Source organism: Herbiconiux ginsengi (assembly GCF_900107435.1).
GTDB classification, from domain to species: domain Bacteria; phylum Actinomycetota; class Actinomycetes; order Actinomycetales; family Microbacteriaceae; genus Herbiconiux; species Herbiconiux ginsengi.
The window spans coordinates 533,442-559,000 of the sequence record NZ_FNPZ01000002.1; the positions used below are offsets into that span (position 1 = coordinate 533,442).

Genomic DNA, 25,559 nt, shown 5'->3' on the forward strand with positions numbered 1-25,559 from the left:
GAGGGGCTCCATTGTCGGTGGTGGGGGTTTTGCTCTGGGCATGGCAAGCAGTCACATCACTCATCACGAAACCGATTCCGTCGCCTACCCCGTGCCGCTCCGCCTCGATCGACGCGATGCACCACGGAGCTACCGGCTCAGCAACATCAGCGACGAGCCCATCCGGGGCCTGTCGTTCAGCCTGCTGGGTTCGGGGCTGATGCGCGCGACCGCTCCGCTCCTCCTCGCTCCCGGGCAGGAGGTGCTGCTGCGCATCCGGGGCGAGTCGTTGCCTCAGTCCGCGGTGCTGATCATCCGCTGGTTCCGCCCGAACGGAGACGAGTATCTCTGGCGGGTGAGCTTCTGATGACGGCCGTCAGGCCGACGGGCTGGGCTCGTCGCCGGCCTCGCGGGCCCGGATCAGGTCGGCCACCGTGATCTTGTGCGGCCGGTCGGGCAGCATGTCGGCCGACATGCCGTCGAGGAGCACCGCCGGGTTGAGGTTCAGCGCACCCGCGATGCGCAGGATCGTGTGCAGCGACGGGTTCGCCTGACCCCGTTCGATCTTGCCGAGATTCGTGAAGTGGAGACCGGCGAGTTCGGCGAGTTCCATCTGGTTGATCGCGAACCGATGGCGTTCTTCACGGATGCGAGCACCGAGCAGTCGGGCGGCGTCAGACGGAACAGAACTCACACGTCATGCCTACCGGCCCCATGCTCGGGCAACCAGAGCACGCACGGCGCACGTGTTGGAGGCGGTGGTGTCAGCGCTACATCGCTACCGGCCACTGCGCGCGACAAGCGGCGCCGCGACCCGGTTCACCGCGAGGTCGAGCAGGGCCCAGGCCATGCGCCGACGAGCGGAGAGGTGGCGGGTGAAGACGGCCGTGTACTCGATCTCGGGTTCGCTTCCGCGATTGCGCTTGAAGTCGGCGACCCCGCTCGAGTTGTGCAGGTCGACGCCCGCCTCGTGGGCGGTGCGAGCGATCAGGTAGCTGAGCATGCGATAGATGCCCGTCTCCTGCGGGAGGGTCGTGTCGTAGCCCACGAGCGGCGCCGCGAGCAGGCCGTGGGCCACGCGCGAACCGAAGACCCCGTCGATCCGGCCGTCGCGCTCCAGCACGGTGAATTCGAGCAGACCCGTGTGCTGGGCGAGGGCGACGAAGGCGGCGGTGTACTGCGGGTTCGATCGCGAGTACTTCGCGATGTAGAGCCGACGGTAGAGGTCGGCGATGCGAGCGTGGGCCGGGTCGGGATCGGGTGCGGCACTCGACCCCGCCGAACCGGAAGGAAGGCGGCGAGCCGTGTAGCCGGAGGCCTCGAGCACGGCTCGATCGCGCTTGACGTCGCGAAGGGTGGCCCATTCGGAGTCGCGCGTGGCGGTGAACAGCACGCTCCGCGAGGGGATCAGCCGGTACCCGGCGCGCCGAAGCGTCTCCGGAAGCCGACGGCCCCGGCCGTGCACACTGCGCCACGCGATCGCACGACCCGGATGCGCCGCGGCGAGTCGTGCGGTGAGCTCGAGAACGGCGCGCTCATCGGGGTCGGGCAGGAGGTTGGTGGAGAGCAGCGCATTCCCCACCATCACCACGTCGTCGACCTGGCCGGCGCGGAGCGCCGCGTCGAGACCGACCAGCATCGCGCGCGCGAGGCCTCGTGCCGCCGGCGACGGCAGCTCCCGGAGCTCCTCGCGGGCATAGCGCACGTAGTGGGTCAGGGGCGACACGACGTAGCTCGGCGGCATGGTCGAGGGTTTCGCTCGATCGCGCCGGCCGGACGGGCTCGTCAGCGCGAGCACCTCCCCTCCCACCTCGACGCTCCCGAGCTCGACATCGACGTTCTCGACGAACACGCTCGTTCCGCCGGTGGCGCGCACGCCGTCGACGAACGCCGCGACGACGTCAGGGTGAAGCGATGCGTTGCCATGTCCAGAGCCCGGGATCGCGATCGATGCGGGTTCCGGTGGAGGCGGACGGACCGCCATCGCACGGCGGGATGGAAGCTCCTCCCCGTTCCATTCCAGGTCGTGCGTCGAAGCCGCCGTGAGCGAGACACCGGCCTGACCGGCCGTGCGCGCCTGCACCGCGACCGACCGGAGGAGCGTCGGGATCGGGATGCGATCGCCCGGCGGCCGGAGCGCATCCGGTGACCGCGTCTGCGACACCCACCGAGCGACATCGGCGGGTCGCTTCATGCCCGCCGCCGCGTACATCGTGTGCGGGATGGCGAGTCGCGCCGACGGCCGGCTGGGCGGGTGCGCCTCGATGCCCCGGAACGCGCCGGCCAGTCCGTCGCCCCGCGCGAAGAGGTGCACACCGCTGGTCGCTCGCGGGTTGCATTCGAGCACCCGGAGCCCCGCATCCGTCTCCATCAGGTCCAGGCCGAACTGGCCGGTGAGCGAGAGGTGGCCCGCGAGGCGGTCGGCGATCGCGCGTGCCTCGGCTCCCGGCCCGGTCGCGGCATCCAGCCGTTCGAAGGCCACGCCGGCGCCCACCCCGGCGCGCCAGACCGGACGGTAGGCCACGAACGCCGTCACCCGGCCGTCGACGGCGACCGCGTAGCTGCAGAACTCCGAGCCCTCGAGCTGTTCTTGTACGAGCCACGGCTCGTCGCGCGTGATCCGGCCGATCTCGGGGAGCGGCTCGCCCGTGGCGACGAAACAGGTGCGGGTGCCGAACCGGGAGAACGCCGGCTTCACCACGAGTGCGGCCCCCGGATGCGCGGCACGGCGAGCCGCCCGCCGCCGCCAGGCGATGCGCGAACAGACCACCTCGGTCGTCGGATGCGCCACCCCGACCTCGTCGAGCAACCCCACGAAGGCCGCTTTGTCGTGCAGCCGCCTCAGGGTGCTGATCGAGGGCGCGAACAGCAGCTGTCGCAGGATGGCGAGCGAACGCTCGGGCGCCGCCGCGGCCGAGACCGGCGCGGCCGTGTCGGCGGCGTCTGCGACCGCGGCCAGCCAGAAGGTCTCCTCACAGGTCGGCAGCACGAGGTCGACCGCGTGCCGTCGCGCGATGCCCGCGACGGCGTCGGCGAACTCCCACGGCCGGAACCGCGCCGAGGGCACCCGGTAGGCCACTCCGACGGTTCGCGACCTCGAGCTGAGCGCCGGCTGGCTGTCGGCCACCACCACGAACGCACCCTCCTCCGCGAAACGGCGCGCCAGATCGAGGGTCGCGGGCGCCCGCGAACCGGTCAGCAGCACCGCCGTCATCCGCGGCTCAGACCGCGCTGGACGACTGCCAGAGGTTGATGCCGGCGTCGACGGCGAACTCGTCGATGCGCGCCAGCTCGGCCGGGTCGAACGCCAGCGCGTTCGTGGCATCGAGGTTGTCGTCGAGCTGCTGCACGGAGGAGGCGCCGATCAGCACCGAGGTCACCCGCTCGTCGCGCAGAGCCCAGGAGAGGGCGAGTTGCGCGAGCGACTGGCCCCGGCCGGAGGCGATCTCGTCGAGCGCGCGCACCCGGGCGAGCGTCTCGTCGGAGAGCATCCGCGACGACATCGACCCCTCTCGGGCCGCTCGCGACTCGGCCGGGATGCCGCCCAGGTACTTGTTCGTCAGCAGGCCCTGCGCCAGGGGCGAGAAGGCGATGCAACCCACGCCCAGCGCTCCGAGCGTGTCGAGGAGCTCCTCTTCGATCCAGCGGTTGACCATCGAGTAGGAGGGCTGGTGGATGAGCAGCGGGGTGCCGAGCTCGCTGAGGATGCGCGCCGCCTCGACGGTCCGCTCGGGCGAATACGAGGAGATTCCGGCGTACAGCGCGCGGCCGGACTGCACCGCGGTGTGCAGCGCGCCCATCGTCTCCTCGAGCGGCGTATCGGGATCGGCGCGGTGCGAGTAGAAGATGTCGACGTAGTCCAGACCCATCCGCTCGAGCGACTGGTCGAGAGAGGCCAGCAGATACTTGCGGGAGCCGTGGTCGCCATAGGGGCCGGGCCACATGTCGTAGCCGGCCTTGGTCGAGATCACCAGTTCGTCGCGGTAGGGCCGGAGGTCCTCGGCGAAGATCCGCCCGAAGTTCGTCTCGGCGCTGCCGTAAGGGGGCCCGTAGTTGTTCGCCAGGTCGAAGTGGGTCACACCACGGTCGAAGGCGCGGCGCAGGATGGCGCGCTGGGTGTCGAGCGGCGTTTCGTCGCCGAAATTCTGCCAGAGGCCGAGCGACACGGCGGGCAGCAGGAGTCCGCTGCGGCCGGTGCGACGGTAGGGCAAGGTGGCGTAACGGTCGTCGGAGGCGAGATAGCTCATCGTCCGATGATTTCACGCACCGGAGGCCACGCGCACGCACTCCGCCATCGATCGGCGCATGTAACGGTGCCAGATCGGCCCGATCACCCGCTCCACCACGAATCGCCGGCGCGCCAGTGGCCGGAAGCCGTAGGTCCACCGGATGACCGACCCACCGGGGCGGGGCTCATAGTGCCAGCTGGCATAGGCATCCGACACCAGACGTCCGAGCGTCTTCGTGAATCCGGTGACGCGATATTCGAACAGCCCGGTCGCATCCGGCGTCTCCGGGGGTGCGTAGCGCACGAGCTCCTCACGGAACTCGCTGCCGTCGGAGAGGTGCACCGTGCGTCTCTCGCCGGGGTGGTTCCACGGTCCGCTCTGATCGGAGACGCCCACCACGGCCGGGAGCACACGCAGGTAGCCCCGGAAGAGAGTTCGGCCGTCGCGGGGCACCACCCGGTCGAACGCCGACCGCGCCGACACGGCGGTCTCCCCCTCGACACGGAATTCGACGAGCTCCATCCGCCCACCGTATTCCTTCCCCCTACGCTGGGACCATGCCCTCCTACCGTGTCACCATGATCGTCGGAACCCTCGAACTGGGCGTGCGCCCCGAGGAGGTGCTGCCGACTCTCACCCAGGCCATCGCCGACTTCACCACCGTCGAGGCGTCGGACATCGCCGTCGTCGGTGGATCGCCGCGGGTCACCGTGCGGTTCACCGCCGACTCCGACGAAGCCGCGTTCCTGATCGCCGAGCAGGGCATCGACGGCGCACGGGTCTCGGCCGAGCCGATCGCCTGGCAGGTCACCCGAATGGTTCAGGGGCGCTGGGAGTCTCTCGCGTGAGGCGCAGGAACGCCGACAGGGTGGCCAGATCGGCCGCGTTCACCGGGAGGTGGTCGGCCAAACCCGGTGAGAACACCAGGTAGGCCGCCCATTTCGCGCGGGAGACCGCGACGTTCAACCGGTTCTTCATGAGCAGGAAGCCGATGCCCCGCGGAACATCCGCGGCGGAGGACGCGGCGAGCGACACGATCGCCACCGCGGCTTCGCGCCCTTGGAACTTGTCGACCGTGCCCACCGGAACGTCGGGCATCCCGGCGGCCGTCAACACCGCGCGCAAGCGCTCGACCTGCGCGTTGTAGGCGGCGACGACGATCACGTCGGTCTCGATGAGGGGGCGTGAGCCTCCCCCCGCATCCGCATCCGCATCCGTATCCGCCTCGACCGGATCGCGCCACGGCCGCCCGAGCAACCCTCGCACGATCTCCGCCACTCGCTCCGCCTCTTCGAGCGACTCGGTCGAGTTGCCGTGGTGCGCCACCGGGTGCAGGTGCAGACCGGGTGCGATTCCATCGAGCGACCGATCGGTGGTGGCCGGCAGCTTCGCGTGCAGCTCCCCCCCGTAGGAGAGCTGGCTCACCGGCTCGCACACGGCCGGGTGCATCCGCCAGCTCACGTCGAGGAAGAAGCCGAGCTCCGCCGGCAGCACGTCGTGCCCGTCGGTCAGCCAGCCGAGCGCCGACGTGTCGACGGGCTCCGGATGCGTACCCTGCGTCACCTGTGGGAGCTGCTGCGGGTCGCCGAGCAGCAGCAGGTTGCGCGCGGCAACGCTCACCGCGATGGTGTTGGCGAGCGAGTACTGCCCGGCCTCGTCGACCACGAGCAGATCGAGCTGCCGGCGGCCGACCCGGCTGATGTTCGTGAAATCCCATGCGGTTCCGCCGACGACCGATCCGGAGCCGGAGGCCCCCGCCCGGGCCAGGAACCGGCTCAGGCCGTCGCGCTGCAAGGGGGTGAAGGCGACTTCGGGCGACTCGCTCGCCTTGCCCACCAGCTCCGGCGCGACGCCCGCATCGACGATGGCGTCGAGCATGTTCTCGACCACGGCGTGCGACTGCGCCACGACCCCCACGGTCCAGCCGTGCCGGTTCACGAGCTCGGCGACGACCCGCGCCCCCGTATAGGTCTTGCCTGTGCCCGGAGGTCCCTGAACGGCGAGGTAGGAGTCGTCGAGCGCCAGCAGGGAATCGCGGATCGCGTCGATGGCACCCCGCGCGCCCTCGCGCACCGGTTCGAGCGCACGCCCGTCACGCCGCCGCGGCGGGCGACGGCGCAGCAGGTCGACCGCCGCGTCAGCCGGAAAACCGGGCAGAGCATCGGCCAGCCGCTGCCCCCACTCCGCGATCGCGACCTGCAACGAGGTCGTCTTCGGCGGCGCCGACGGCGTGATCGCCACCGGCAAGGCCGGGTAGCCCACGCCGTTCATCGTCTGGCGCTCTTCGAAGAGGTACTGGGTCACGCCGTTGGGCAGCGCGATCACGTCGAGCAACGCCGTGCGCGCATGCGCCACCCGATCGCTCACCCGCGACCGGGGCGCGGGCCACGGATGCGGAGGGTCGTAGACGAAGAACCGCCCGCTCTGCCCCGGCTCGAGCCGGCTGCCGGGCGCCAGCTGCCCGCGCAACCGCACCTCACGGCGATCGGTGCGTTGACCGGGGCCGCGGTACCAGTCGGTCTCGACCACCGCGGCCGACACCACGAGCACGTCGCGCGTGTCGGCCCACTCGTCGATCGGCTGGTCGAGACGGTTGAAGTGCTCCCACCAGAAGGACTTGTCTTCGCGACGGTGGTAGTCGATGGCCGCGGCGGCAAGGGCGATCGCCGTCTCGTCGGCGGTGCGATGGGCGGGATCGGCGTGCTCGATCCGTGAGCTGAGCGACCGGTGCAGAGCACTCGGCTCGAACGGCGCCGCCGCCTCCGCCGCGTTCGCGGGCGGCGGCGCTGCGGCGAACGCATCCGCAACACCGTCCAGCGTGAGATCGCTCGCCGCGAACAGCGCGTCGTCGGCCACCGGGGTCGCGCCGTTCTCGGCGGCCCTTGCGAGCAGCCAGTCGCGCAGCCGCAGCGTCGACACGCAGTCGTACTCGTTGTAGTCGGCGATCTCGCGCAGCTGGGCTTCGGCGGCGACCGCGGCCTCCGCATCCGTTCGGCCGCGCTCGCGCAGCTCGACGTAGTGCACGTAGGCCACGATCGAATCGGCCGCGTTCGTGACCTCGCTGTCGCGGTAGAGCGCGCCCATGTAGAGCGGCTCGAGCTTCTTCAGGCTGTAGGAGGGCGAGCTGACCCGGATGCTCTTCTTGACCACCGGGTAGAGGTCGACCAGCACGTTGCGGCGGAGCAGTTCGTCGAGCTGCTCCTCGCCCACGCCGTGACGCGCGGTGAGCGACTGCAGGTGCGCCCGCTCGTAGTTGGCGTAGTGGTAGATGTGCATGCCGGGATGCTCGCGGAGCCGGTCGGTGGCGTAATCGAGGAAGGCACGGAGAGCTGCCTTCTCTTCGGCGTGGTCGTGCGCCCAGAACGGGCGGAACGCGGTGCCCCCGCCGGGCGCGTGCTCCACCACCCCGAAGAGGTAGTCGAGCCCCCAGTCGGGCCCGGCGTTCTCGCTGTAGAGCGGATCGCCCTCGAAGTCGAAGAAGATGTCGCCCGGATCGGGCACCGGCAGACCGGCCAGCCCGTTCGCGTCGTAGACCCGGTAGGCCAGGCCGTCGCGACCCGCCACCTGCATGCGTGCCTGATCGCGCAGCGTCTCGAGCGTCGATTCGGGCAGATCGGCGACCAGCCCCTCCGACTCGGCGAGCTGATCCATCGTGGTGATGCCCGCATCCCGCAGCCGGGTTCGCTGGGTGATGCGGATGCCGGCGACGAGGAGCAGGTCGCGGTGCGCCTCCACCTCAGGGGTGCACACCTCGCAGCGACCGCAGATCGCATAGCGCGGATCGCCCCATTCCACGGCCGGCGCCAGGAGCCGCTCGTCGAGCATGGCCTCGAGCCGGGCGCGCCGATCGAGGAACACCGGCAGGATGTCGCGCAACGAATGCGTCGACGTCGATCCGTCGCCGAGCAGCAGGTGCACCTGCGGGCCGACCGCCACGCCCAGCCGCTCCAGCTGCTCGGCGTAGGCCGCGACCTGGAGCAGCGCCGTCACCTTCGCGTGCCGGGCCAGTTTCGTGTCGTAGACCTCGTACACCGGGCCGGCTGCGACCGATCCGGATGCGCCTGGTCCGGATGCGGAGCCGGGGCCCCGCGCATCCGGAACCCGCACCAGGAAGTCGGCGAACCCGAGGAACCGGCCGTCGAAGAAGGTGCCCTGGAACACCACGTCAGCCCCGGCACGGAGGGCCTCGAGCGTCACCGCCTGGTGCGCCAGCAGGGCATCGGGGGTGGCGCGTTCGGGCCGCTCGATCTCGGCGACGCCCGCCGGAGTCACCCCGTCGAAGGCCCCGAAGCGCTCGCGGAACGCCTCGAGAGCTCGCTCCTCGTGCGCGTCGCCCAGCCGGGCCGCTCGTTCGAGCATCGCGTCTCCGCCGTCGGGAACAGGCGGGATGCGCCCGAGCTTCGCGTCGAGCCGGCGCATCAGAGCGAACTCGCAGTGCGCGGCGGCGGTGAGGTCGGTGGCGCTGTAGAGCACGGTCTGGGGGTGCTCCGCTCCACCGACGACGATCATCCGCTGCCCTTCCCGCACGGCCCCGGGATCGAGACCACCATCAGGGTAGCCCCGGCCACCGACACCGGAGTGGGCGTGCGAGGGCTAGGGTCGGAGCATGGCGGGCAGGACGGTCGTGATCACCGGGGCGAGTGACGGAATCGGGGCCGCCGCGGCGCGCGAGCTGCAGCGGCGCGGAGACGAGGTGGTGGTGGTCGGGCGCTCGCCCGAGAAGACCGCCGCTGTGGCCACGGAACTCGGTGCCGCGTCGTTCACGGCCGACTTCGCGCGGCTCGACGACGTGCGCACCCTGGCCGCGGACCTGCTGGCCCGATACCCCCGGATCGACGTGCTCGCCAACAACGCGGGAGGCCTGATGGGACCACGCGAGGAGACCGTCGACGGGCACGAGAAGACCTTCCAGGTGAACCACCTGGCGCCGTTCCTGCTCACCCTGCTGCTGTCGGACCGTCTCGCCGAGAGCGGAGCGACCGTCATCGCCACCTCGAGCGTCGCACACCGCCTCTACAGCGACTTCGACATCGACGACCTCGAGTCGCGACGCCACTACCGCCCGGAACTGGCGTACGGCAACGCGAAGCTGGAGAACATCCTCTTCACCCGCGAACTCCACAAGCGCTTCCACGACCGGGGCATCTCGTCGGCCGCGTTCCACCCGGGCGTGGTCGCCACGAGCTTCTCGGCGGGTTCCCGCAGCGGACTGCGGCTGATGTACCGCTCCGTGCTCAATCGCCTCATCCTGCCGGCCGAGAAGGGCGCCGACACGCTGGTCTGGCTCGCCACCACCACTCCCGGGGTCGACTGGCAGAGCGGCGGCTACTATGCCAAACGCAAGCCCGCGCGTCTCAAGAAGGGCGTCGACGATCCGGCGCTGGCCGCCGCCCTCTGGGACCGCAGTTCGGCGATGGTCACGCGCTGACCACCGGCCCGCAGCGGCGGGAGCAGGAGCAGGAGCCTCAGGCGCCGACCGGCGAACGGATGCCCGCAGCCGGCAGGATGACGCCGTCGATCAGCGAGATCAAGAACTCGCGATCGACCGGCTTCTTCAGCACGAGCGTGCGATACGACGCCATCGAGGGCGAGACGAGCGCCAGCGCGTCGATGTCGACATCGGGCGAGATCTCGCCGCGATCCCGTGCCCGGCGCATCAGGATGCGATTCACCTCGGCACGCGGCTCGATGATGGCGGAGTTGATCGCATCCGACAGCTCGGGATTGCGCGACAGCACCGACATCAGACCGCCCATGATCTGCAGTTTGCGCTCGGCGTCCTCCATCGACCGCGGCTTGATCATGGCGACCAGATCGCCGCGGAGGGTGCCGGTGTCGGGGAGGCGGGCGTGGTCGAGGTCGCCCTTCTTCATGCACGCCACCGCGTCGATCACCAGCTCGCCTTTCGAGGCCCAGCGCCGGTAGAGCGTGGCCTTGCCGGCCTTGGCCCGCGCGGCCACCATGTCGATGGTCATGCCGTCGTAGCCCTCTTCGGCCAGCACGTCGAGTGCCGCCTCGAGGATCTCGGGGTCGCGGGTGTGATCGCGCTTGCGGCCGAGCCTGGCCTGTTCAGGCGCCTCAGGCGCGTCGGCGTCGAGCTCGGAGTCGATGAGTTCGGATGCGTCGTCGAAATCGTTCTGCGTCATTGCGGCGATCTCCTTTCCTGACGTTCGGGTTAATTCTAGACCGATTAGATCCGAAACTGCTCAGTACCGTATATAGTCGTCTTCATGTCTCAGACCCTTTCCGACAGCGCCGCCTCCGCCGGCGCCCCCATGGTCTCCAGCCGTCGCTGGTGGACCCTGGTCACCGTCGCCCTCGCGCAGCTCATGGTGGTGCTCGACGCCACCGTCGTGAACATCGCGCTCCCCGCCGCCCAGGCCGACCTCGGATTCTCCGACGGCGACCGCCAATGGATCATCACCGCCTACTCCCTCGCCTTCGGCAGCCTGCTGCTGCTCGGCGGGCGCCTCTCCGACCTGATCGGCCGCAAGCGCACCTTCATCATCGGCCTCATCGGGTTCGCCGTCGCCTCCGCCCTCGGTGGCGCCGCCGACAGCTTCGGCACGCTCGTCGCGGCCCGCGCGCTGCAGGGCGCCTTCGGCGCGTTGCTCGCGCCGACCGCACTGGCCGTGCTGACCACGACCTTCACCATCCCGAAGGAGCGTGCTCGCGCCTTCGGCGTGTTCGGCGCCATCGCCGGTGTGGGCGGCGCGGTCGGGCTCCTGCTCGGCGGCTTCCTCACCGAGGCGTTCGACTGGCGCTGGAACCTCTACATCAACGTGTTCATCGCCGTCGTCGCCGTCATCGGTGCGAGCATCTTCGTGACCACCCTCAAGCGCACCGGCCCGCGCCCGAAGCTCGACATCCCCGGCACCCTGCTGGTCTCGGGTGCGCTCTTCTCGCTGGTCTACGGCTTCTCGAACGCCGAGACCGACGGCTGGGACTCACCGCTCACCTGGGGGTTCCTCGGCGCGAGCGGCGTGCTGCTGATCGCCTTCGTGCTCTGGCAGCGCCGCGCGACGCATCCGTTGCTCCCGCTCTCCATCGTGCTCGACCGCAATCGCGGCGCCGCCTACAGCTCGGTGCTCATCGCCGGCGCGGGGATGTTCGGCATCTTCCTCTTCGTCACCTACTACCTGCAGACGACGTTGCAGTACTCGCCGATCCAGACCGGTCTGTCGTTCCTCCCCATGATCGGCATGCTCGTGCTGGCCGCCCAGCTCTCGACCAACATCTTCGTGCCGCGGTTCGGTCCGAAGATCATGGTGCCGTTCGGCATGCTCGTCGCGATGAGCGGCATGATCTACCTCACGCACCTCACTGCCGACAGCGTCTACGCGGCCGACATCCTGCCCCCGCTGATGATCCTCGGCTTCGGCATGGGCTCGATCATGCCGGCCTCGATGCAGACCGCGACGCTCGGCGTCGACCGGCAGTTCGCCGGCGTCGCGTCGGCGATGGTGAACACCAGCCAGCAGGTGGGCGGCTCGATCGGCACGGCGCTGCTCAACACGCTCGCCGCGACGGCACTCACCGACTACGTGGCCTCGAACCTGCCGGCCGACCCGCAGGTGCTGGCTGACGCGGCCGTGCACAGCTATGCCACCGCCTACTGGTGGGGCGCCGGGTTCTTCGCCTTCGGCGCGGTGCTCGCCGCACTGCTGTTCCGCCGCAAGGGCCAGGGCCTGTCGCTCTCGCACACCCCGGCCACGGCGACGGACGCCGCGCCCGAGCCCGTCATCGCCCACTAGGCAATCTGCACGGGGGCCGCACGCACGGTGCGGCCCCCGACGGCGATGTCCTCGCCACCCAGACGGCGGGTGAGGATGCGCGAACCCGCTCCCTGATCGATCGCCAGGTCGCGATCGAGCTGCGCCGTGAGGCGCACGGCCGCGGCACCCGTCGCCTCGTCTTCGGCGATGCCCATCGCGGGCGCGAACATCCGCGACCTCAGGTGACCGGACTCCTCGTCGATCCACGCCCAGAAGTAGTGCTTGCCCTCCGTGAATGCGGCCGGGTCGAGAGCGTCGACCTCGGCCGCGGTCTCGAGCGGATGCCAGATGAACTCGGGCGCCCAGGATGCGCGGCCCGTGATCCAGGTGAAGTCGCCGTCGTGACGCACCGCCACGTCACCCGCGCGCACGCGCAGCACATCGACGGGCAGGCCGGACTGCGCCAGCCACCACGCCGTGCCCACGCACGGGTGACCCGCGAAGGGCAACTCGGCCGCCGGAGTGAAGATCCGGATGTGCGCCGTGCGGCCATGGGGCACCGGCCCTTCGTCGATCTCGTCGACGAAGACCGTCTCACTGAATCCGAGCGCCGTCGCGATCTCCTGCTCCCGGCCCCGGGTCTCCCCCGACGACCGCAGCAGCCCGAGCGGATTGCCGTGCCCACCCTCGGGGTCGGTGAACACGGAGACGACGTCGACGGTGAGCTGCGATTCCATGCTCCGAGTCTGCGCGCCGCGCCGCCCGCGCTCAAGCCGCCGCCCGGCATCCGGTGGCCTTCTCTGGTGCGGCGTCAGCTGTGCACGGCGATGTTCGCCGAGATCGCCGTCCAGTTCGTGCCCACCGTCATGTATTCGGTGTGCAACCAGACGCGCTGCTCGGGCGATTGCAGCTGCAGGGTCGCGCCATAGCGCCCGAACCGCTCGGCGTCGACGCAGCTCGCCTCGGTCTGCTCGCCGCCGAGGGTGCTCTCGGCGATGAAGCAGACGTCGTCGTCGCGGGTCACACCCACCCAGAACTCGGTCTCGTCGTGCACGGTCAGCAGCCGCAGCGACGAACGCACGAGCTCGGAGTCGGAACCCGGAACGATGGGCGGCGTCTCGCCGCCGGCGAGAACGGTGCCCTGGTCGAGGTGCGCGATCTTGGAGTACGCATCGGTCGGATGCGCGGTGCACCCGGCGAGCACCAGTGCACCCAGCACGAGCACGGCGGGGATCGCGATGGCGACGGTACGCGAACGCATTCGGATTCTCCTGAGGGCTGGCCGAAACGGCATCCGGACTACTCCGACACACCCTAGGACACGAAAATGACCGTCTGCTCGGAGCAGACGGCCAGGCGGCGCGGTGCCGGGTGCGGTTGACTCGGGGCATGCGGATCCTCATCCTCGGCGGCACCGAGTTCGTCGGAACCGCGCTCGTGCAGGCCGCCCTGGACCGCGGTGCCGCGGTCACGACGCTCACCCGCGGCACGCATCCGCCGGCATCCGGGGTCACCGCACTCGTCGGCGACCGGCGCGAACCCGCACGCCGCGGGCTGGCGGCCGTGCTCGACGAGGCATCCCGCTCCGGACGGTGGGATCTCGTGGTCGACACCTGGTCGTGGGAGCCGTTCGCCGTGCGCGACAGCGCCCGCGTGCTCGCGCCACTGGCCGACCGCTATGCCCTCGTGTCGAGCCGATCGGTCTACGCCGACCCGCTGCCGGCGGGTGCCGACGAGTCGGTTCCGCTGGTGCCGGCGAACCCCTCCGACGGCGACCCCGTGGCGGTGGCGGCCGAGACCGGAGCCGGCACGCCGCCCGAGCTCGTGGTCGACTACGCGCGAGGCAAGGCCGGCGCCGAGCTGGCGCTCCGCGAATCGTTCGGCGACCGGGCGCTCCTCCTGCGACCCGGCCTGGTGCTGGGGCCGCGCGAGAACGTCGGCCGGTTGCCGTGGTGGCTCTCGCGCATCGCCCGGGGTGGCGACGTGCTCGCGCCGGGGGTTCCGGATGCGGGCATCCAATACGTCGACGCCCGCGATCTCGCCGAGTTCGCGCTCGACGCTGGTCTCCGCGGCGCCTCCGGAGCCTTCAACGTGGTGACCCCGCCCGGGCGGCACACTCTTGGCGAGCTGCTGGCAGCGTGCATCGACGCGACCGGATCGGATGCCCGCCTGCGCTGGGTGGCGGAAGAACGCATCCTCGCCGCCGGTATCGAGCCTTGGACCGAGCTGCCGATCTGGCTTCCCGCCGGGCCCGATCACGACGCCATGCACCGCGCCGACGTGTCGGCCGCGCTGGCCGCCGGTCTGCGCTTCCGCCCCCTCACCGAGACGGTGGCCGACACCTGGTGCTGGCTCCGCGCGATCGGTGGTGCCGCGCCCCTGCGCCTCGACCGCCCGCCCGTCGGCCTCGACGCGGAGAAGGAGCACGCGGTCCTCAGCGCCAGGAAGCCTCCGGCAGTGATTGGATAGCTTCATGCCCGACACCTCGACGTACATCGACGACTTCGCCGAGTTCATCCGATCCTCGCCCTCCTCCTACCACGCGGCGGCCGAGACGGGCCGCCGACTCGATGCAGCCGGGTTCCGGGCCCGGCGGGAGACGGATGCCTGGAGTGCCGAGCCCGGCCTCTTCTACGCCATCCGCGACGGCGCGATCATCGCGTGGGTGGTGCCCGAGGGCGCCGGTCCGCTCACCCCGTTCCGCATCCTCGGAGCGCACACCGACTCCCCCGGGTTCAAGCTGAAGCCCCGCCCGACCATCGGCTCGAACGGGTGGCTGCAGGCCGGAGTCGAGGTCTACGGCGGGCCGCTCCTCAACTCCTGGCTCGATCGTGAACTCGAACTCGCGGGCCGCATCGTGACCCGCGACGGGGAGGAGCGGCTCGTGCGCACCGGGCCCTTCCTGCGCATCCCGCAGCTCGCCATCCACCTCGACCGCGAGGCGAACAACGGCCTCACGCTCGACCGGCAGCGCCACACCGCTCCCGTGTTCGGCGTGGGCGAGGTGTCGCAGGCCGACCTCGTGGGATTGCTCGCCGGATTCGCCGGCCTCGGCTCGGGCACCGACGCCGCGGCCGAGATCGCGGGCTACGACATCCTCACCGCCGACACCCAGTCGCCCGCCCGTTTCGGTCTCGACGACGCGCTCTTCGCGGCCGGCCGGATGGACAACCTCAGCTCGGTGCACGCCGGCCTCACGGCTCTGCTCGTCGCCGCGGAGTCGCCCACGCCCGGTCACATCTCGGTGGTGGCGGCCTTCGACCACGAGGAGCTCGGCTCCGAGTCACGGTCGGGCGCGAGCGGGCCCTTCCTCGCCGACGTGCTGACCCGCCTCGGCGCCGCGTTCGGCGGCGGGGTCGACGAGCGTGCTCGGTCGCTCGCGGCATCCTGGTGCCTCTCCTCCGACGCGGGGCACTCCGTGCATCCGAACTACCCCGAGCGGCACGACCCCGCCAACCAGCCGGTGGCCGGTCGCGGACCGTTGCTGAAGATCAACGCCAACCAGCGCTACGCCACGGACGCCCCGGGTGCGGCCCTCTGGAGCCGCGCGTGTGCTCAGGCGGGCGTGCCCTACCAGGAGTTCGTGTCGAACAACGGGGTGCCGTGCGGATCGACGATCGGTCCGCTCACGGCGACCCGGCTCGGCATCCGCACCATCGACGTCGGGGCACCGCTGCTGTCGATGCACTCCGCCCGCGAGCTCGCCCACGTCGACGATCTCGTGGCCCTCTCCGCCGCGATCGGGGCGTTCTTCGCGCCGGAGGACTGACCCCGAGCCGTGCGGCGACCGGTCACCGCTGGTCGCGCTGACGCTCCTCCGCGAGTGGGACTCCGCCGTCCGCGCCATTCACATCAGGCGCATCAGAGGCATCAGGCGCCTCGGACACCGTCTCGTCGCCCGCCGGCCGCTGTGCGCGGGCCGCCGCCATCGCGGCCCGGCCCGACGGAAGCAGGATGGCCACGACGATCACCAGGATGGTCGCCACCCCCGCCACCACCAGCAGCGTCTGCACGCTGATCACGTCGGCGAGCGGGCCGAACACCATCATGCCGATCGGGGTGGCCAAGGCCATCACGATGCCCACGTAACTGAACACGCGGCCGTGCTTCTCCGGGTCGACGGTCTCCTGCACCAGCGTCATGAACGGGGCCGAGAACAGCGGCACGAGCAGGCCGAACCCGAACATGAACCCGTAGAACACCCACAGGTTCGGGGCCAGCCCGAGCCCGATCGTGAACGCCGCGAACCCGAAGGTGGCGAACAGGATCAGCCCGATGCGACTGAACTTCGCCAGCACGGTCGACACGAGCACCCCGCCCAGCAGCATGCCGACGCTGAATGCGACCTCGAGCACGGTCACCATCCAGACATCCGTGCCGAAGGTGCGTGCCACCAGGAGCGGGGTGATGAACGAGGGCGCGACGGTGAGCAGGAAGATGATGGCGAACACGAGCAGCAGCCAGCGCACCACCTGGTGCCGCCAGATGTAGCGGAACCCTTCGACCAGGTCGTCGCGGTAGCTCGAGGTCTTCTCGGCGATCGACGCCAGCGTCGGCACGACCACGAAGGCCAGGAAGACGATGCCGATCGCCGCCGTCACGACGTCGATGAAGAACACCGGCACGATGCCGAAGAGACCGAACACCGCCCCGGCGGCCGCGGGGGCGAGCAATGCCATCGCCGATTGGATGGTCTGGAAGATGCCGTTCACCCGCATCAGCTGATCCGGCGGCGCGATCTGCGGGATCATCGCCTGCACCGCCGGGGTCTGCACCCCGGCGCCGATCGAACGAGCTCCGACGGCGAGCAGGATGATCCACAGATCGGTCACCCCGTTCAGCATCAGCAGCGCCAGCACCAGGGTGACGGCTGCGATGGTTCCGTCGGCCAGCATCACCAGCACGCGCCGGTTCATCCGGTCGGCGAACACACCGCCGAAGATCGACACGACGCCCTGCGGTAGGAACGCGGCGATGGCGTAGAGCGCCACCGCGAACCCGGACTGCGTCTCGAAGGTGACGTACCACATCACCGCGTACTGCACGATCATCGACCCGAAGAGCGAGATCGTCTGCCCGCTCAGGAACAGGGCGGTGTTGCGCTTCCAATGCGCGGGGGCCGTGGTCTGCTCGGTCATGTGAACAGCGTACACATGGCCTCCGACATCCAGCGGGCCAGGTGTCCTGCTAGGTCGCGGACTGCGCGATGGTGAGCGTGCCGAAGCCGTGCGTGATGAGGTTCTTGGCCAGATAGATCGGCTTGCCGTCGAGCAGCACGTTGTGCGTCAGCACGAGCACGGGGGTCGACGCCTTCAGCCCGATCCCCTTGCCCCGCTCGGCGCCCGCCCGCCCGACGGTCACGTCGTAGACGGCCGGCCCGAGCACCGGACCGACGATGTCCATCACCGCCGCCAGCAGGCTGCGCCCGTCGACCCGGATCTCGTCGAGCCGGGCCGCGAGCACCGGGCTCCGTTCGGCGAGCACCTCGGCCGAGGGGATGATCTCCAGCAGCTGGGCCACCGCCTCGCCGTCGCGCTTCAGCACGTTCTCCTGCACCCACACCTGCGCACCCGGATCGACCTGGAGCCCGCGCGTGATGAAGTCGGAGGTGGGCTGGAGCTCTTCGAGCATCCGTTCGACCGAGACCGTGCCCGACCCTTCGGCGATCACCTTCTCGAGCGGCTGCAGCAGCTCGAGGCCCACCTGGGGCAGTGCTTCGGCCACGAACCGGCCGATGCCGCGGCGGGTGCGGATGAGCCCGTCTTCTTCGAGCAGCATCAGCGCCTCGCGCACCACGGTGCGGCTGACGCGGAGCGCCACGCCGAGCTCCGCCTCGTTGGGCAGCAACGAGCCGAGCTCGACCCGGCCGCCGCGGATGGCGTCGGCGAGCGAGGTGTAGACCGCCACCCGAAGAGGCTGACCGGTGGGCACCGTCAGGGGGTCGAGTCGCAGAGCGGAAACCGTCGTCGTCATGGGCACCCCTCGAAGTGGTCGGTGGTTGTATGACATCATACTCACCACGTCGAGGAAAATCCTCGAGGCGCGCCAACGGATTTCGAGCACGAGGAGACAACCATGACGTCGAGCACGGTCGACAAGAGCACCGTCGGAGTCGGGGAACGGCAATACCATATCGGCATCGCACCGGGCGAGGTCTCCACCGTCGCGCTGCTGCCCGGAGACCCGTTCCGGGTGCCGCTGATCGCGGAGTTCCTGACCGACGTGAAGACCGTCGCGCACCAGCGCGAGCACCTCACGATGACCGGATGGTACAAAGGCCGGCACATCACGGCCACCTCCACCGGCATGGGCTGTCCGTCGACGGCGATCGCGGCCGAGGAGCTCATCCGGGTGGGCGTCACCTCCCTCATCCGGGTCGGCTCCTCCGCCGGGTTGCAGCCGGGCATCAAGCCCGGTGACCTCCTGGTGAGCGAGGGCACGCTGCGCAACGACGGCACCACGGCCGCCTACGCGCATCCGGGTTACCCGGCGGTGCCCGACCTGCGCATCGCGACGACGCTCGGCGACGTGGCCCGGGAACTCACCGCCGGCACCGCCACCGAGGTGTACTCGGGCCTCAACGTGAGCGACGACGCGTTCTACGCCGAGGGCCCGGAATGGATCTCCCAGCTGAACTCGCTGGGCATCCTCAACGTCGAGATGGAGAGTTCGGCGCTCTACGTGGTGGCGCGGCTGCGCGGCGTGCGGGCCGGCATGATCTGCGCGGCCTCGAGCAATCTGTTCGATGGCACCAGCCTCTACGACGGCGTGAAGGAGGCCCTCTCCGAGGGCTGGACGCGCAGCATCGAAGCGGCTCTCGAGACCGCCGTGCGGCTGGAACTGTGACCCTGATGCGGGCCGGATGCTCGTCGCCGGACGACCGGATGCCGCCGCAACACGATGCGGGAAACATGATTGACACATTGGACGTATAACATCCATCATCATACTCGCAGGCAAGGAGGAACCAGGATGACCGCAGCGGGCCGCATGCCGCTCTACGTCGATTGCGACACCGGGATCGACGACGCCCTGGCGCTGTGCTACCTCGTCGCCTCCCCCGAGATCGACCTGGTCGGGATCGGCACGGTGAGCGGCAACGTCTCCTCGGCCCTCGCCGCCCGCAACACGCTCGACCTGCTGGCGCTCTCCGGCGCGAGCTGCCCGGTCGCGGTGGGAGCCGCGCATCCGCTGGCCGGCCGGTTCACCGAGGGCGCCGCGCATGTGCACGGCGACGACGGGCTGGGCAATCATCCCCTCCCGGCCGCCACCACCGCGCCGGTCGAGGGTGACGCCGCCGACCTGCTGATCGCGCTGGCGCACGAGTGGGCGGGCGAGCTCCGCATCCTCGCCATCGGGCCGCTGACGAACCTCGCGGAGGCCCTGCGCCGCGAACCGCGACTCCCCGAGCTCGTGCGCGACGTCACGATCATGGGCGGTGCCGCCCTCGTGCCCGGCAACATCTCCCCCGTGGCCGAAGCCAACATCGGCAACGACCCGGAGGCGGCGGCGCTCGTGCTCGCCGCCTCCTGGCCGGTGACCCTGGTTCCGCTCGACGTGACGTTGAGCAATCCGCTCCTCGAAGCCGACCGGATGCGCCTGCTCGAATCGGGCCGGCCGGTCGCCACCGCGCTGGGGGGCATGCTCGACTTCTACTTCGACTTCAACGCGACCTTCTACGGCGAACGGCGCTCGGCCCTGCACGACCCGCTCGCTGCGGCGATCGCGGTGGGCGCGGTCGTGCCCGCCGTCGCGCCCCGGGTGCAGGTCGTGGTCGACACGACCGGCGGTCCGGGCCGAGGCCAGACCATCTGCGATCTGCGCGGCCGCTTCCTGGGCTTTCCCGACCAGCCGGGTGCGCACGTGCGGGTGGTGCTGTCGCTCGCCGACGACTTCGCTCCGCACCTGCTCGAGCGGCTGCTGGCGCTCTGACGATCGAGGCGAGAAGGAGAATCCGATGCTGATCAATCTGCACAGCCACCTCGAAGGGCGGCTCCGGCCGGCCACGGCAGCCGAACTCGCCGACTCGCTCGGGGTCCCGACACCCGCCGAAGGCTGGGACCACGCGCTCCAGCTCACCGGCCCGGCCGATCTCACCGTCTACCTGCAGAAGGTGGCGGCCAGCTATCCGTTCTTCGCCCGACGCGAGAACATCGCCCGGATCGCCCGCGAGGCCGTGGAGGATGCGGCGGCCGACGGCGGTGACTACCTCGAACTGCGCTTCGGGCCCACCACGCACGCCTCCGAAGCACTGCCCCTCGACGAGGTGATCGCCGCCGCCTGCGAGGGCATCGCCGAGGGAACGGCCGGCACCGGCATGCCGGCCGGCATCGTGGTGGCCGCGCTGCGGCATCACAGCACCGAGCAGAACTCGGCGGTCGCCCGGGCGGCAGCCCGATTCGCCGGCGCCGGAGTGGTGGGCTTCGACCTGGCGGGCGACGAGCTGCTCCACCCCGAGCTCGAGCCGCACGTCGAACCCTTCCGCATCGCGCGCGCCGCCGGTCTCGGCCTCACCTGTCACGCGGCGGAGTCGGCGCCCGGGCACGCCGCTCGCGCAGCGGTCGAGCTGCTCGGCGCGACGCGTATCGGCCACGGGGCCCATCTGGCCTCCGATCCCGAGTCCCTGGCCTGGATCGCCGGCGAGGGCGTGGTGGTGGAGATCTGCCCCACCTCGAACTGGTACACCGGCGCCATCCCGGCCGTGTCCGCGCATCCGGGAGCCCGCTTCGCGGACGCCGGCGTCGCCGTCGTGCTCGGCGACGACAACCCGGTGCAGACCGGCTCGCTCCTCTCGGGCGAGCGTTCCCTGCTCTCCTCCGTGCTCGGCTTCGACGAGGCCGCACTCGGCCGGCTCGACACCGTGAGCATCGAGGCCGCCTTTCTCGACGAGTCGACGCGCATCCGGATGCGCGACCGGCTCGCCGCCCAGACGCCGGCTCCCTGACACCACCGAGCCGCGTCATCGCACCGCCCGCACCACAGCTCCATCCGTTCCACTCCTGCACCACACGCCAACACAAGCGAAACCTGGAGAACACGATGAACCCGACGGCGAGAAAGACGACGATCGGCCTGGCACTGACGCTCTCGGTCAGCACCCTGCTGCTGACCGCGTGCGGCACGGCGCCCGAGGCCGCCACGACCGACGGCGGCACCGACAGCGCGGGGAGCTTCCTGCCCTGCGCCGTCTCCGACCTCACCGGCTTCAAAGACGGCCAGTTCAACGAACTGACCTACGACGGCGTGGCGAAGGCCGCCGACGCCCTCGGCGTCGAGACCCGCACGGCGGAATCGACCTCCGAAGACCAGTACGCGGGCAACATCTCCGCGATGGTCGACGAGGATTGCAGCCTCATCGTGACCGTCGGTTTCGCGCTGGCCGCCGCCACGCGCGACTCAGCCGCCGAGAACCCCGATGTCGACTACGCGCTGATCGACTCGACCGTCTCCGACGACGACGGCACCCCGATCGAGGCCGACAACGTCAAGCCGGTGCTCTTCGACACCGCGCAGGCCGCCTACCTGGCCGGCTACCTCTCGGCCGCCGCGTCGAAGACCGGCGTCGTCGGCACCTTCGGCGGCATGCCCTTCCCCTCGGTCACCGTGTTCATGGACGGCTTCGTCGACGGTGTCGCGAAGTACAACGAGGCGCATGGCGCCACCGTCAAGGTGGTGGGCTGGGACAAGACGACGCAGGACGGCCTGTTCGTCGGCAACTTCGACGACCAGGTTCAGGCCAAGACGCTGAGCGAGGGACTGCTCGACCAGGGCGCCGACATCATCATGCCGGTGGCCGGATCGCTCTTCCTCGCCACGGTCGAGGCCATGAAGGACCGCAACATCGACGGGGGTGTGCTGGGCGTCAACAACGACGCCTACGAGGCAGCACCCGAGAACCAGTCCTACTACCTCACCTCGGTGCTGAAGAACCTCACGAACGCCGCCGATGAGGTCACCACCGCGGCCGGCAACGGCGAGTTCGACAACACCCCCTACGTCGGCACGCTGGAGAACGACGGTGTCGGGATCGCGCCGCTGCACGACTGGGCCGACCGCATCGATCCGGCGATCGTCGCCGAGGTCGACCAGCTGAAGGCCGACATCATCAGCGGGAAGATCGTGGTGGAGTCGCCGTCGTCGCCGAAGTCGTAGGCGCAGGCGGGCCGGTGGCGCTCGGGAGGCCCGCACGGGCATCCGGTCGCCGCCGGCCACTCAGGCCCGTGAACGGTTCGGTGGTTCTCAGTCGGCCCCGGATGCGCGGAGCCAGCGCATGAGGATGCCCTCGAGCGCCGCGCGGTCGGCCGCCGGGAGCGACGCGAGCAGCCGGTGCTCGTTGGCCATGTGCGCCGTGAACGCGGCGTCGATGAGGTCGAGGCCCTGCGGGGTGAGCGCCACGACGCGACGGCGGCCGTCGCTCTCGGACGGGCGCCGCACCACGAGTCCGGCCTCGGCGAGCCGGTCGATCCGCTTGGTCATCGCCCCCGTCGTCACCATCGTGTGCGCGGCGAGTTCGCCCGGCGCCCGCTCGAAGGGATCCCCCGCCCGCCGCAGGGCGGCGAGCACGTCGAACTCCCCCTCGCCGAGCCCGAACTCGCGGTAGACCTCGACGAGGGCCCCGGAGAGCAGCGCCGACAGGCGGTGCAGACGCCCGATGACGCCCTGCGGGCTCACGTCGACGTCGGGCCGCTCCCGCCGCCACTCCTCCTGGATGCGGGCCACTCGGTCGAGTTCTGCTGCCATGCCTTCACTATAGCTTCCCAGGAAGCTATAGTCGCTTCCATGGAAGCAAAATGGCGCTGGCTGCTCGTCACCGCGGTCGCGCCGATCGCCTGGGGCTCGAACTACTTCGTGACGCGCCAGTTCCTGCCGCTGGACTCACCGCTCTGGGGCGCCGTGCTCCGGGCACTGCCCGCCGGCATCCTGCTGCTCCTCATCGCCCGACGGCGACCGCACGGCTCCTGGTGGTGGAAGTCGCTCGTGCTGGGCGCGCTGAACGTGGGCGCCTTCTTCGTGCTCGTCTACCTCGCGTCGCAACTGCTGCCCTCGAGCGTCGCCTCCACCATCATGGCGACCTCCGCCGGCGTACTGCTGCTGCTCGCCTGGCCACTGCTCGCCGAACGCCCGCACTGGATCTCGGGCCTCGGCGCCGCCGTCGGCTTCGCGGGCGTCTGCCTGATGCTGTTCGAGGGCACCGGGGCCGTCGAACCGCTCGGCGTGGTGGCCTCCCTCGCCGCGATGCTGATGTCGTCGGTGGGCTTCATCCTCACGAAGAAATGGACGGCCGGGCAGCCGATCCTGGCCGTCACCGCCTGGCAGCTGGTCGCCGGGGGCCTGCTCGTGCTGCCGTTCGCGGTCGTCGTCGAAGGCGGCGCACCGGGGCTCGATCCACCGGCCGTCGCGGCCTTCGCGTATGTGACGGTGGTCGCCACCGCTCTCGCCTTCGTCTGCTGGTTCACCGGCCTCCGGCACCTGCCGGCCGGCACCGTCGGCCTCGTCGGCCTGCTCAACCCCGTCACCGGCGTGCTGCTCGGCACGCTCGTGGCCGGCGAGACCTTCGGCCTGCCTCAGGCGTTCGGCACCGCGCTCGTGCTCGCGGGGGTCGTCATCGGCCAGCGCACGCCGAGCTCGCCCAACAATTTGCCGTTAACGGCCCCAAAACGCGCTGTATAGGGCGCTTGGGGGCAAATCGTTCGACTCACGACTACGATCAGGTGCTCGACCTGGTGAACGAGGAGACCCCGCATGACCGACACGACGGCCCCGCTCGGCCGGCTTCCATTCTGCGAACTGCACGTGCACATCGAGGGCACGCTCGAGCCCGCGACGATCTTCGAGCTGGCCGCGGCGAAGGACATCAGGCTGCCCTACGCCGACGAGGCGGAGCTGGCCGCGCTCTACGACTTCAGCGATCTGCAGTCGTTCCTCGACCTCTATTACGCCAACATGCAGGTGCTGCAGACCGAAGACGATTTCGAGGCCCTCGGCGCCGCCTACCTCCGGCGCGCCGGTGCAGCCGGCGTGGTGCACGCGGAGATGTTCGTCGATCCGCAGGCCCATTCGGTGCGCGGCATCCCGGAGTCGGTGGTCTTGGCCGGTCTTCACCGGGCGATCGCCGCAGTCGGCGCCGAGACCGGCATCACGGCGTCGATCATCGTGTGCGTGCTCCGCGATCAGCCGGTCGACTCGGCCGAACGGATGCTCGACCGCGTGCTCGAGAGCGGTTTCGCGATCGAGGGCATCGGCCTCGACTCGGCCGAGGTGGGCTACCCGCCGTCGCTGTTCCGCTCGGTCTTCGAACGGGCGCGCGCGGCCGGCCTCCACGCCGTCGCGCACGCCGGCGAGGAAGGCCCCGCCTCCTACGTCTGGGAGGCACTCGACGTGCTCGGCGTCGAGCGCGTCGACCACGGGAACCGGGCCCTGGATGACGCCGCGCTCGTCGCCCGGCTGGCCGCCGACCGCATCCCGCTCACCCTCTGCCCGCTGTCGAACGTGCGGCTGCGCGTCATCCCGTCGATCGCCGAGTTCCCGCTGCGCCGGATGCTCGACACCGGCATCCTGGTCACCATCAACTCCGACGACCCCGCCTACTTCGGCGGCTACCTCGACGACAACCTACGGGCCCTCCGCGGCGCATTCGACCTCGGCGGCGACGTTCTCGGGCTCCTCGCGCGCAACTCGGTCGAGGCGTCGTTCCTCGCTCCGGCACGCAAGCACGCCCTTCTGGGCTGATTTCGGAGTAGGGGTGGCCCGCTCGCGCCTCGGGGCGTATTGTGTAACCAATCACTTACGTAAGGACCTTCTTACATGCCCGCCACCGATGAGCTCAGCCTCGTGTTCGGCGCCTTGGCCGACCCGACACGCCGCGACATCCTCTCGCGGCTGCGCACGGGGCCGATCACGGTCGGCGAGCTGGCGGCGAACTACTCGATGAGCCGGCCCGCCATCTCACAGCACCTCGCCGTGCTCGAGGGCGCCGGCCTCATCGTGCGCACGGTCAACGCGCAATGGCGCGAATGCCGCATCCGCGAGGCCGGGCTCGACGACGCGCAGGCCTGGGTGGAGCGGCACCGCGCCGAGTGGAACGAGCGCCTCGACTTCCTGGGCGAACACCTCATGAAACACCAGCCACGACGAGAGGGAACACGATGATCGACACGAACAAGGGATTCACCCTGGTGCGCCAGTACGACGCGACGCCCGAGGCGATCTGGCGCGCCTGGACCGACCCCGACGAGGTGGCCGAGTGGTGGCATCCGGCCGGCATGCACACGCCACGCGAGAGTGTGAGCGTCGACGCCCGGGTCGGCGGTCGCTACACCTACACGATGGTGCACGACGACAGCGGCCAGGAGTACCCCACCGGCGGGGTCTACCGCGAGCTGATCGAGAACGAGCGCCTCGTCTTCACCTGGGGCTCGCCGGATGACGACCCCGACGACCAGCCCGTCGTCACCATCACCATCGAATCGCTCGGCGAGCTGACCCGCCTCACCTTCGACCTGCGCGGGGTCGACGGAATGAACGGCGACGGCTCCTTCTACGACGGCTGGAACAGCGCGCTCGACGAACTCGCGCAGCACCTCGGCCAGACGGCGGTCGCCGGCTGAGCCGCCGTCGCTGGTCGGCCGGGATGCGG

At 70.4% G+C, this 25,559-nt stretch carries 25 protein-coding genes; 14 read left to right on the top strand and 11 right to left on the bottom strand.

Features of this window, described 5'->3' with window-relative positions; genetic code table 11:
• Positions 1-40 precede the first annotated feature (40 nt).
• Positions 41-346, top strand: a complete 306-nt coding sequence (locus BLW00_RS10835; protein ID WP_092553638.1) for a hypothetical protein — start codon at positions 41-43, stop codon at positions 344-346.
• A 9-nt stretch (positions 347-355) separates the two neighbouring features.
• Here BLW00_RS10835 and BLW00_RS10840 read toward each other — a convergent pair whose 3' ends face one another.
• The 4 genes from BLW00_RS10840 to BLW00_RS10855 all read right to left on the bottom strand — a co-directional run bounded on the left by BLW00_RS10840 (position 356) and on the right by BLW00_RS10855 (position 4,730).
• A complete protein-coding gene (locus BLW00_RS10840) occupies positions 356-673 on the bottom strand; it encodes a helix-turn-helix domain-containing protein (protein WP_092553640.1) in 318 nt (105 codons plus the stop codon).
• Positions 674-757: 84 nt separating this feature from the next.
• Entirely contained in the window at positions 758-3,193 is a 2,436-nt protein-coding gene (locus tag BLW00_RS10845) for a GNAT family N-acetyltransferase (protein WP_175494223.1), read from the bottom strand.
• A 7-nt stretch (positions 3,194-3,200) separates the two neighbouring features.
• Positions 3,201-4,226, bottom strand: coding sequence for an L-glyceraldehyde 3-phosphate reductase (gene mgrA / locus BLW00_RS10850; RefSeq protein ID WP_092553647.1), 1,026 nt, complete (start codon positions 4,224-4,226; stop codon positions 3,201-3,203).
• 12 nt (positions 4,227-4,238) lie between these two features.
• On the bottom strand, positions 4,239-4,730 hold the full coding sequence (locus BLW00_RS10855) for an SRPBCC family protein (protein ID WP_092553650.1): 492 nt from the start codon (positions 4,728-4,730) through the stop codon (positions 4,239-4,241).
• Positions 4,731-4,765: 35 nt separating this feature from the next.
• On the opposite strand from BLW00_RS10855, the gene BLW00_RS10860 reads away from it, so the two are divergent.
• Complete coding sequence (locus BLW00_RS10860; protein ID WP_092553653.1) at positions 4,766-5,056, top strand: hypothetical protein; 291 nt, start codon at positions 4,766-4,768, stop codon at positions 5,054-5,056.
• Here the strand turns inward: BLW00_RS10860 and BLW00_RS10865 are convergent.
• On the bottom strand, positions 5,016-8,717 hold the full coding sequence (locus BLW00_RS10865; protein ID WP_092553656.1) for a TM0106 family RecB-like putative nuclease: 3,702 nt from the start codon (positions 8,715-8,717) through the stop codon (positions 5,016-5,018). The genes BLW00_RS10860 and BLW00_RS10865 overlap by 41 nt on opposite strands.
• 97 nt (positions 8,718-8,814) lie before the next feature.
• Here BLW00_RS10865 and BLW00_RS10870 point away from each other — a divergent pair, with 97 nt between their 5' ends.
• Positions 8,815-9,636, top strand: coding sequence for an SDR family NAD(P)-dependent oxidoreductase (locus tag BLW00_RS10870; protein ID WP_092553659.1), 822 nt, complete (start codon positions 8,815-8,817; stop codon positions 9,634-9,636).
• Between the two features lie 37 nt (positions 9,637-9,673).
• Here BLW00_RS10870 and BLW00_RS10875 read toward each other — a convergent pair whose 3' ends face one another.
• Positions 9,674-10,354, bottom strand: coding sequence for a TetR/AcrR family transcriptional regulator (locus BLW00_RS10875; protein WP_092553662.1), 681 nt, complete (start codon positions 10,352-10,354; stop codon positions 9,674-9,676).
• Positions 10,355-10,438: 84 nt separating this feature from the next.
• On the opposite strand from BLW00_RS10875, the gene BLW00_RS10880 reads away from it, so the two are divergent.
• Complete coding sequence (locus BLW00_RS10880; RefSeq protein ID WP_092553664.1) at positions 10,439-11,962, top strand: MFS transporter; 1,524 nt, start codon at positions 10,439-10,441, stop codon at positions 11,960-11,962.
• Here BLW00_RS10880 and BLW00_RS10885 read toward each other — a convergent pair.
• Together BLW00_RS10885 and BLW00_RS10890 are read right to left on the bottom strand one after the other, a co-directional pair.
• Complete coding sequence (locus BLW00_RS10885) at positions 11,959-12,660, bottom strand: PhzF family phenazine biosynthesis protein (RefSeq protein WP_092553667.1); 702 nt, start codon at positions 12,658-12,660, stop codon at positions 11,959-11,961. The genes BLW00_RS10880 and BLW00_RS10885 overlap by 4 nt on opposite strands.
• Positions 12,661-12,734: 74 nt before the next feature.
• A complete protein-coding gene (locus BLW00_RS10890) occupies positions 12,735-13,184 on the bottom strand; it encodes a hypothetical protein (protein WP_092553670.1) in 450 nt (149 codons plus the stop codon).
• Between the two features lie 128 nt (positions 13,185-13,312).
• Between BLW00_RS10890 and BLW00_RS10895 the strand changes: the two genes are divergently transcribed.
• Positions 13,313-14,392, top strand: coding sequence for a Rossmann-fold NAD(P)-binding domain-containing protein (locus tag BLW00_RS10895; protein WP_175494224.1), 1,080 nt, complete (start codon positions 13,313-13,315; stop codon positions 14,390-14,392).
• A 4-nt stretch (positions 14,393-14,396) separates the two neighbouring features.
• Positions 14,397-15,692 carry a M18 family aminopeptidase gene (locus tag BLW00_RS10900; protein ID WP_092553673.1) on the top strand — a complete coding sequence of 432 codons (1,296 nt, stop codon included), beginning with the start codon at positions 14,397-14,399 and terminating at the stop codon, positions 15,690-15,692.
• A 22-nt stretch (positions 15,693-15,714) separates the two neighbouring features.
• Here BLW00_RS10900 and BLW00_RS10905 read toward each other — a convergent pair whose 3' ends face one another.
• The gene (locus BLW00_RS10905) at positions 15,715-17,061 is read right to left on the bottom strand and encodes an MFS transporter (protein ID WP_092553676.1); all 1,347 of its coding nucleotides are present in this window, start codon (positions 17,059-17,061) and stop codon (positions 15,715-15,717) included.
• 49 nt (positions 17,062-17,110) lie between these two features.
• Positions 17,111-17,896 carry a GntR family transcriptional regulator gene (locus BLW00_RS10910; RefSeq protein ID WP_217634350.1) on the bottom strand — a complete coding sequence of 262 codons (786 nt, stop codon included), beginning with the start codon at positions 17,894-17,896 and terminating at the stop codon, positions 17,111-17,113.
• A 102-nt stretch (positions 17,897-17,998) separates the two neighbouring features.
• On the opposite strand from BLW00_RS10910, the gene BLW00_RS10915 reads away from it, so the two are divergent.
• The 4 genes from BLW00_RS10915 (at position 17,999) to BLW00_RS10930 (ending at position 22,075) form a co-directional block, all read left to right on the top strand.
• Positions 17,999-18,769: a nucleoside phosphorylase gene (locus BLW00_RS10915; protein ID WP_092553678.1), complete on the top strand. Its 771-nt coding sequence runs from the start codon at positions 17,999-18,001 to the stop codon at positions 18,767-18,769.
• Positions 18,770-18,895: 126 nt separating this feature from the next.
• On the top strand, positions 18,896-19,855 hold the full coding sequence (locus BLW00_RS10920) for a nucleoside hydrolase (protein WP_092553681.1): 960 nt from the start codon (positions 18,896-18,898) through the stop codon (positions 19,853-19,855).
• 25 nt (positions 19,856-19,880) lie between these two features.
• The gene (gene add, locus BLW00_RS10925) at positions 19,881-20,867 is read left to right on the top strand and encodes an adenosine deaminase (protein WP_092553684.1); all 987 of its coding nucleotides are present in this window, start codon (positions 19,881-19,883) and stop codon (positions 20,865-20,867) included.
• Between the two features lie 95 nt (positions 20,868-20,962).
• Positions 20,963-22,075 (top strand): BMP family lipoprotein, encoded by a 1,113-nt coding sequence (locus BLW00_RS10930; RefSeq protein WP_092553687.1) that lies wholly within the window; start codon positions 20,963-20,965, stop codon positions 22,073-22,075.
• Positions 22,076-22,162: 87 nt separating this feature from the next.
• Here the strand turns inward: BLW00_RS10930 and BLW00_RS10935 are convergent, their stop codons facing one another.
• Positions 22,163-22,663, bottom strand: coding sequence for a MarR family winged helix-turn-helix transcriptional regulator (locus BLW00_RS10935; protein WP_092553690.1), 501 nt, complete (start codon positions 22,661-22,663; stop codon positions 22,163-22,165).
• A gap of 39 nt (positions 22,664-22,702) precedes the next feature.
• On the opposite strand from BLW00_RS10935, the gene BLW00_RS10940 reads away from it, so the two are divergent.
• From BLW00_RS10940 to BLW00_RS10955, 4 genes are all read left to right on the top strand, one after another.
• Positions 22,703-23,593: a DMT family transporter gene (locus tag BLW00_RS10940; RefSeq protein WP_092553693.1), complete on the top strand. Its 891-nt coding sequence runs from the start codon at positions 22,703-22,705 to the stop codon at positions 23,591-23,593.
• 72 nt (positions 23,594-23,665) lie between these two features.
• Complete coding sequence (locus tag BLW00_RS10945; RefSeq protein WP_092553696.1) at positions 23,666-24,652, top strand: adenosine deaminase; 987 nt, start codon at positions 23,666-23,668, stop codon at positions 24,650-24,652.
• 75 nt (positions 24,653-24,727) lie between these two features.
• On the top strand, positions 24,728-25,072 hold the full coding sequence (locus BLW00_RS10950) for an ArsR/SmtB family transcription factor (protein WP_092553699.1): 345 nt from the start codon (positions 24,728-24,730) through the stop codon (positions 25,070-25,072).
• A complete protein-coding gene (locus tag BLW00_RS10955; RefSeq protein ID WP_092553702.1) occupies positions 25,069-25,530 on the top strand; it encodes an SRPBCC family protein in 462 nt (153 codons plus the stop codon). The genes BLW00_RS10950 and BLW00_RS10955 overlap by 4 nt, the downstream gene beginning before the upstream one ends.
• The last annotated feature ends 29 nt before the right edge of the window (positions 25,531-25,559 follow it).

Coding starts and splice junctions, on each gene's coding strand:
- BLW00_RS10950 (WP_092553699.1), top strand. CDS start 24,728: ATGCCCGCCACCGATGAGCTCAGCCTCGTGTTCGGCGCCTTGGCCGAC.
- mgrA (WP_092553647.1), bottom strand. CDS start 4,226: ATGAGCTATCTCGCCTCCGACGACCGTTACGCCACCTTGCCCTACCGT.
- BLW00_RS10855 (WP_092553650.1), bottom strand. CDS start 4,730: ATGGAGCTCGTCGAATTCCGTGTCGAGGGGGAGACCGCCGTGTCGGCG.
- BLW00_RS10930 (WP_092553687.1), top strand. CDS start 20,963: ATGAACCCGACGGCGAGAAAGACGACGATCGGCCTGGCACTGACGCTC.
- BLW00_RS10935 (WP_092553690.1), bottom strand. CDS start 22,663: ATGGCAGCAGAACTCGACCGAGTGGCCCGCATCCAGGAGGAGTGGCGG.
- BLW00_RS10845 (WP_175494223.1), bottom strand. CDS start 3,193: ATGACGGCGGTGCTGCTGACCGGTTCGCGGGCGCCCGCGACCCTCGAT.
- BLW00_RS10900 (WP_092553673.1), top strand. CDS start 14,397: ATGCCCGACACCTCGACGTACATCGACGACTTCGCCGAGTTCATCCGA.
- BLW00_RS10890 (WP_092553670.1), bottom strand. CDS start 13,184: ATGCGTTCGCGTACCGTCGCCATCGCGATCCCCGCCGTGCTCGTGCTG.
- BLW00_RS10955 (WP_092553702.1), top strand. CDS start 25,069: ATGATCGACACGAACAAGGGATTCACCCTGGTGCGCCAGTACGACGCG.
- BLW00_RS10885 (WP_092553667.1), bottom strand. CDS start 12,660: ATGGAATCGCAGCTCACCGTCGACGTCGTCTCCGTGTTCACCGACCCC.
- BLW00_RS10910 (WP_217634350.1), bottom strand. CDS start 17,896: ATGACGACGACGGTTTCCGCTCTGCGACTCGACCCCCTGACGGTGCCC.
- add (WP_092553684.1), top strand. CDS start 19,881: ATGCTGATCAATCTGCACAGCCACCTCGAAGGGCGGCTCCGGCCGGCC.
- BLW00_RS10915 (WP_092553678.1), top strand. CDS start 17,999: ATGACGTCGAGCACGGTCGACAAGAGCACCGTCGGAGTCGGGGAACGG.
- BLW00_RS10905 (WP_092553676.1), bottom strand. CDS start 17,061: ATGACCGAGCAGACCACGGCCCCCGCGCATTGGAAGCGCAACACCGCC.
- BLW00_RS10880 (WP_092553664.1), top strand. CDS start 10,439: ATGTCTCAGACCCTTTCCGACAGCGCCGCCTCCGCCGGCGCCCCCATG.
- BLW00_RS10865 (WP_092553656.1), bottom strand. CDS start 8,717: ATGATCGTCGTCGGTGGAGCGGAGCACCCCCAGACCGTGCTCTACAGC.
- BLW00_RS10835 (WP_092553638.1), top strand. CDS start 41: ATGGCAAGCAGTCACATCACTCATCACGAAACCGATTCCGTCGCCTAC.
- BLW00_RS10920 (WP_092553681.1), top strand. CDS start 18,896: ATGACCGCAGCGGGCCGCATGCCGCTCTACGTCGATTGCGACACCGGG.
- BLW00_RS10940 (WP_092553693.1), top strand. CDS start 22,703: ATGGAAGCAAAATGGCGCTGGCTGCTCGTCACCGCGGTCGCGCCGATC.
- BLW00_RS10895 (WP_175494224.1), top strand. CDS start 13,313: ATGCGGATCCTCATCCTCGGCGGCACCGAGTTCGTCGGAACCGCGCTC.
- BLW00_RS10860 (WP_092553653.1), top strand. CDS start 4,766: ATGCCCTCCTACCGTGTCACCATGATCGTCGGAACCCTCGAACTGGGC.
- BLW00_RS10945 (WP_092553696.1), top strand. CDS start 23,666: ATGACCGACACGACGGCCCCGCTCGGCCGGCTTCCATTCTGCGAACTG.
- BLW00_RS10875 (WP_092553662.1), bottom strand. CDS start 10,354: ATGACGCAGAACGATTTCGACGACGCATCCGAACTCATCGACTCCGAG.
- BLW00_RS10870 (WP_092553659.1), top strand. CDS start 8,815: ATGGCGGGCAGGACGGTCGTGATCACCGGGGCGAGTGACGGAATCGGG.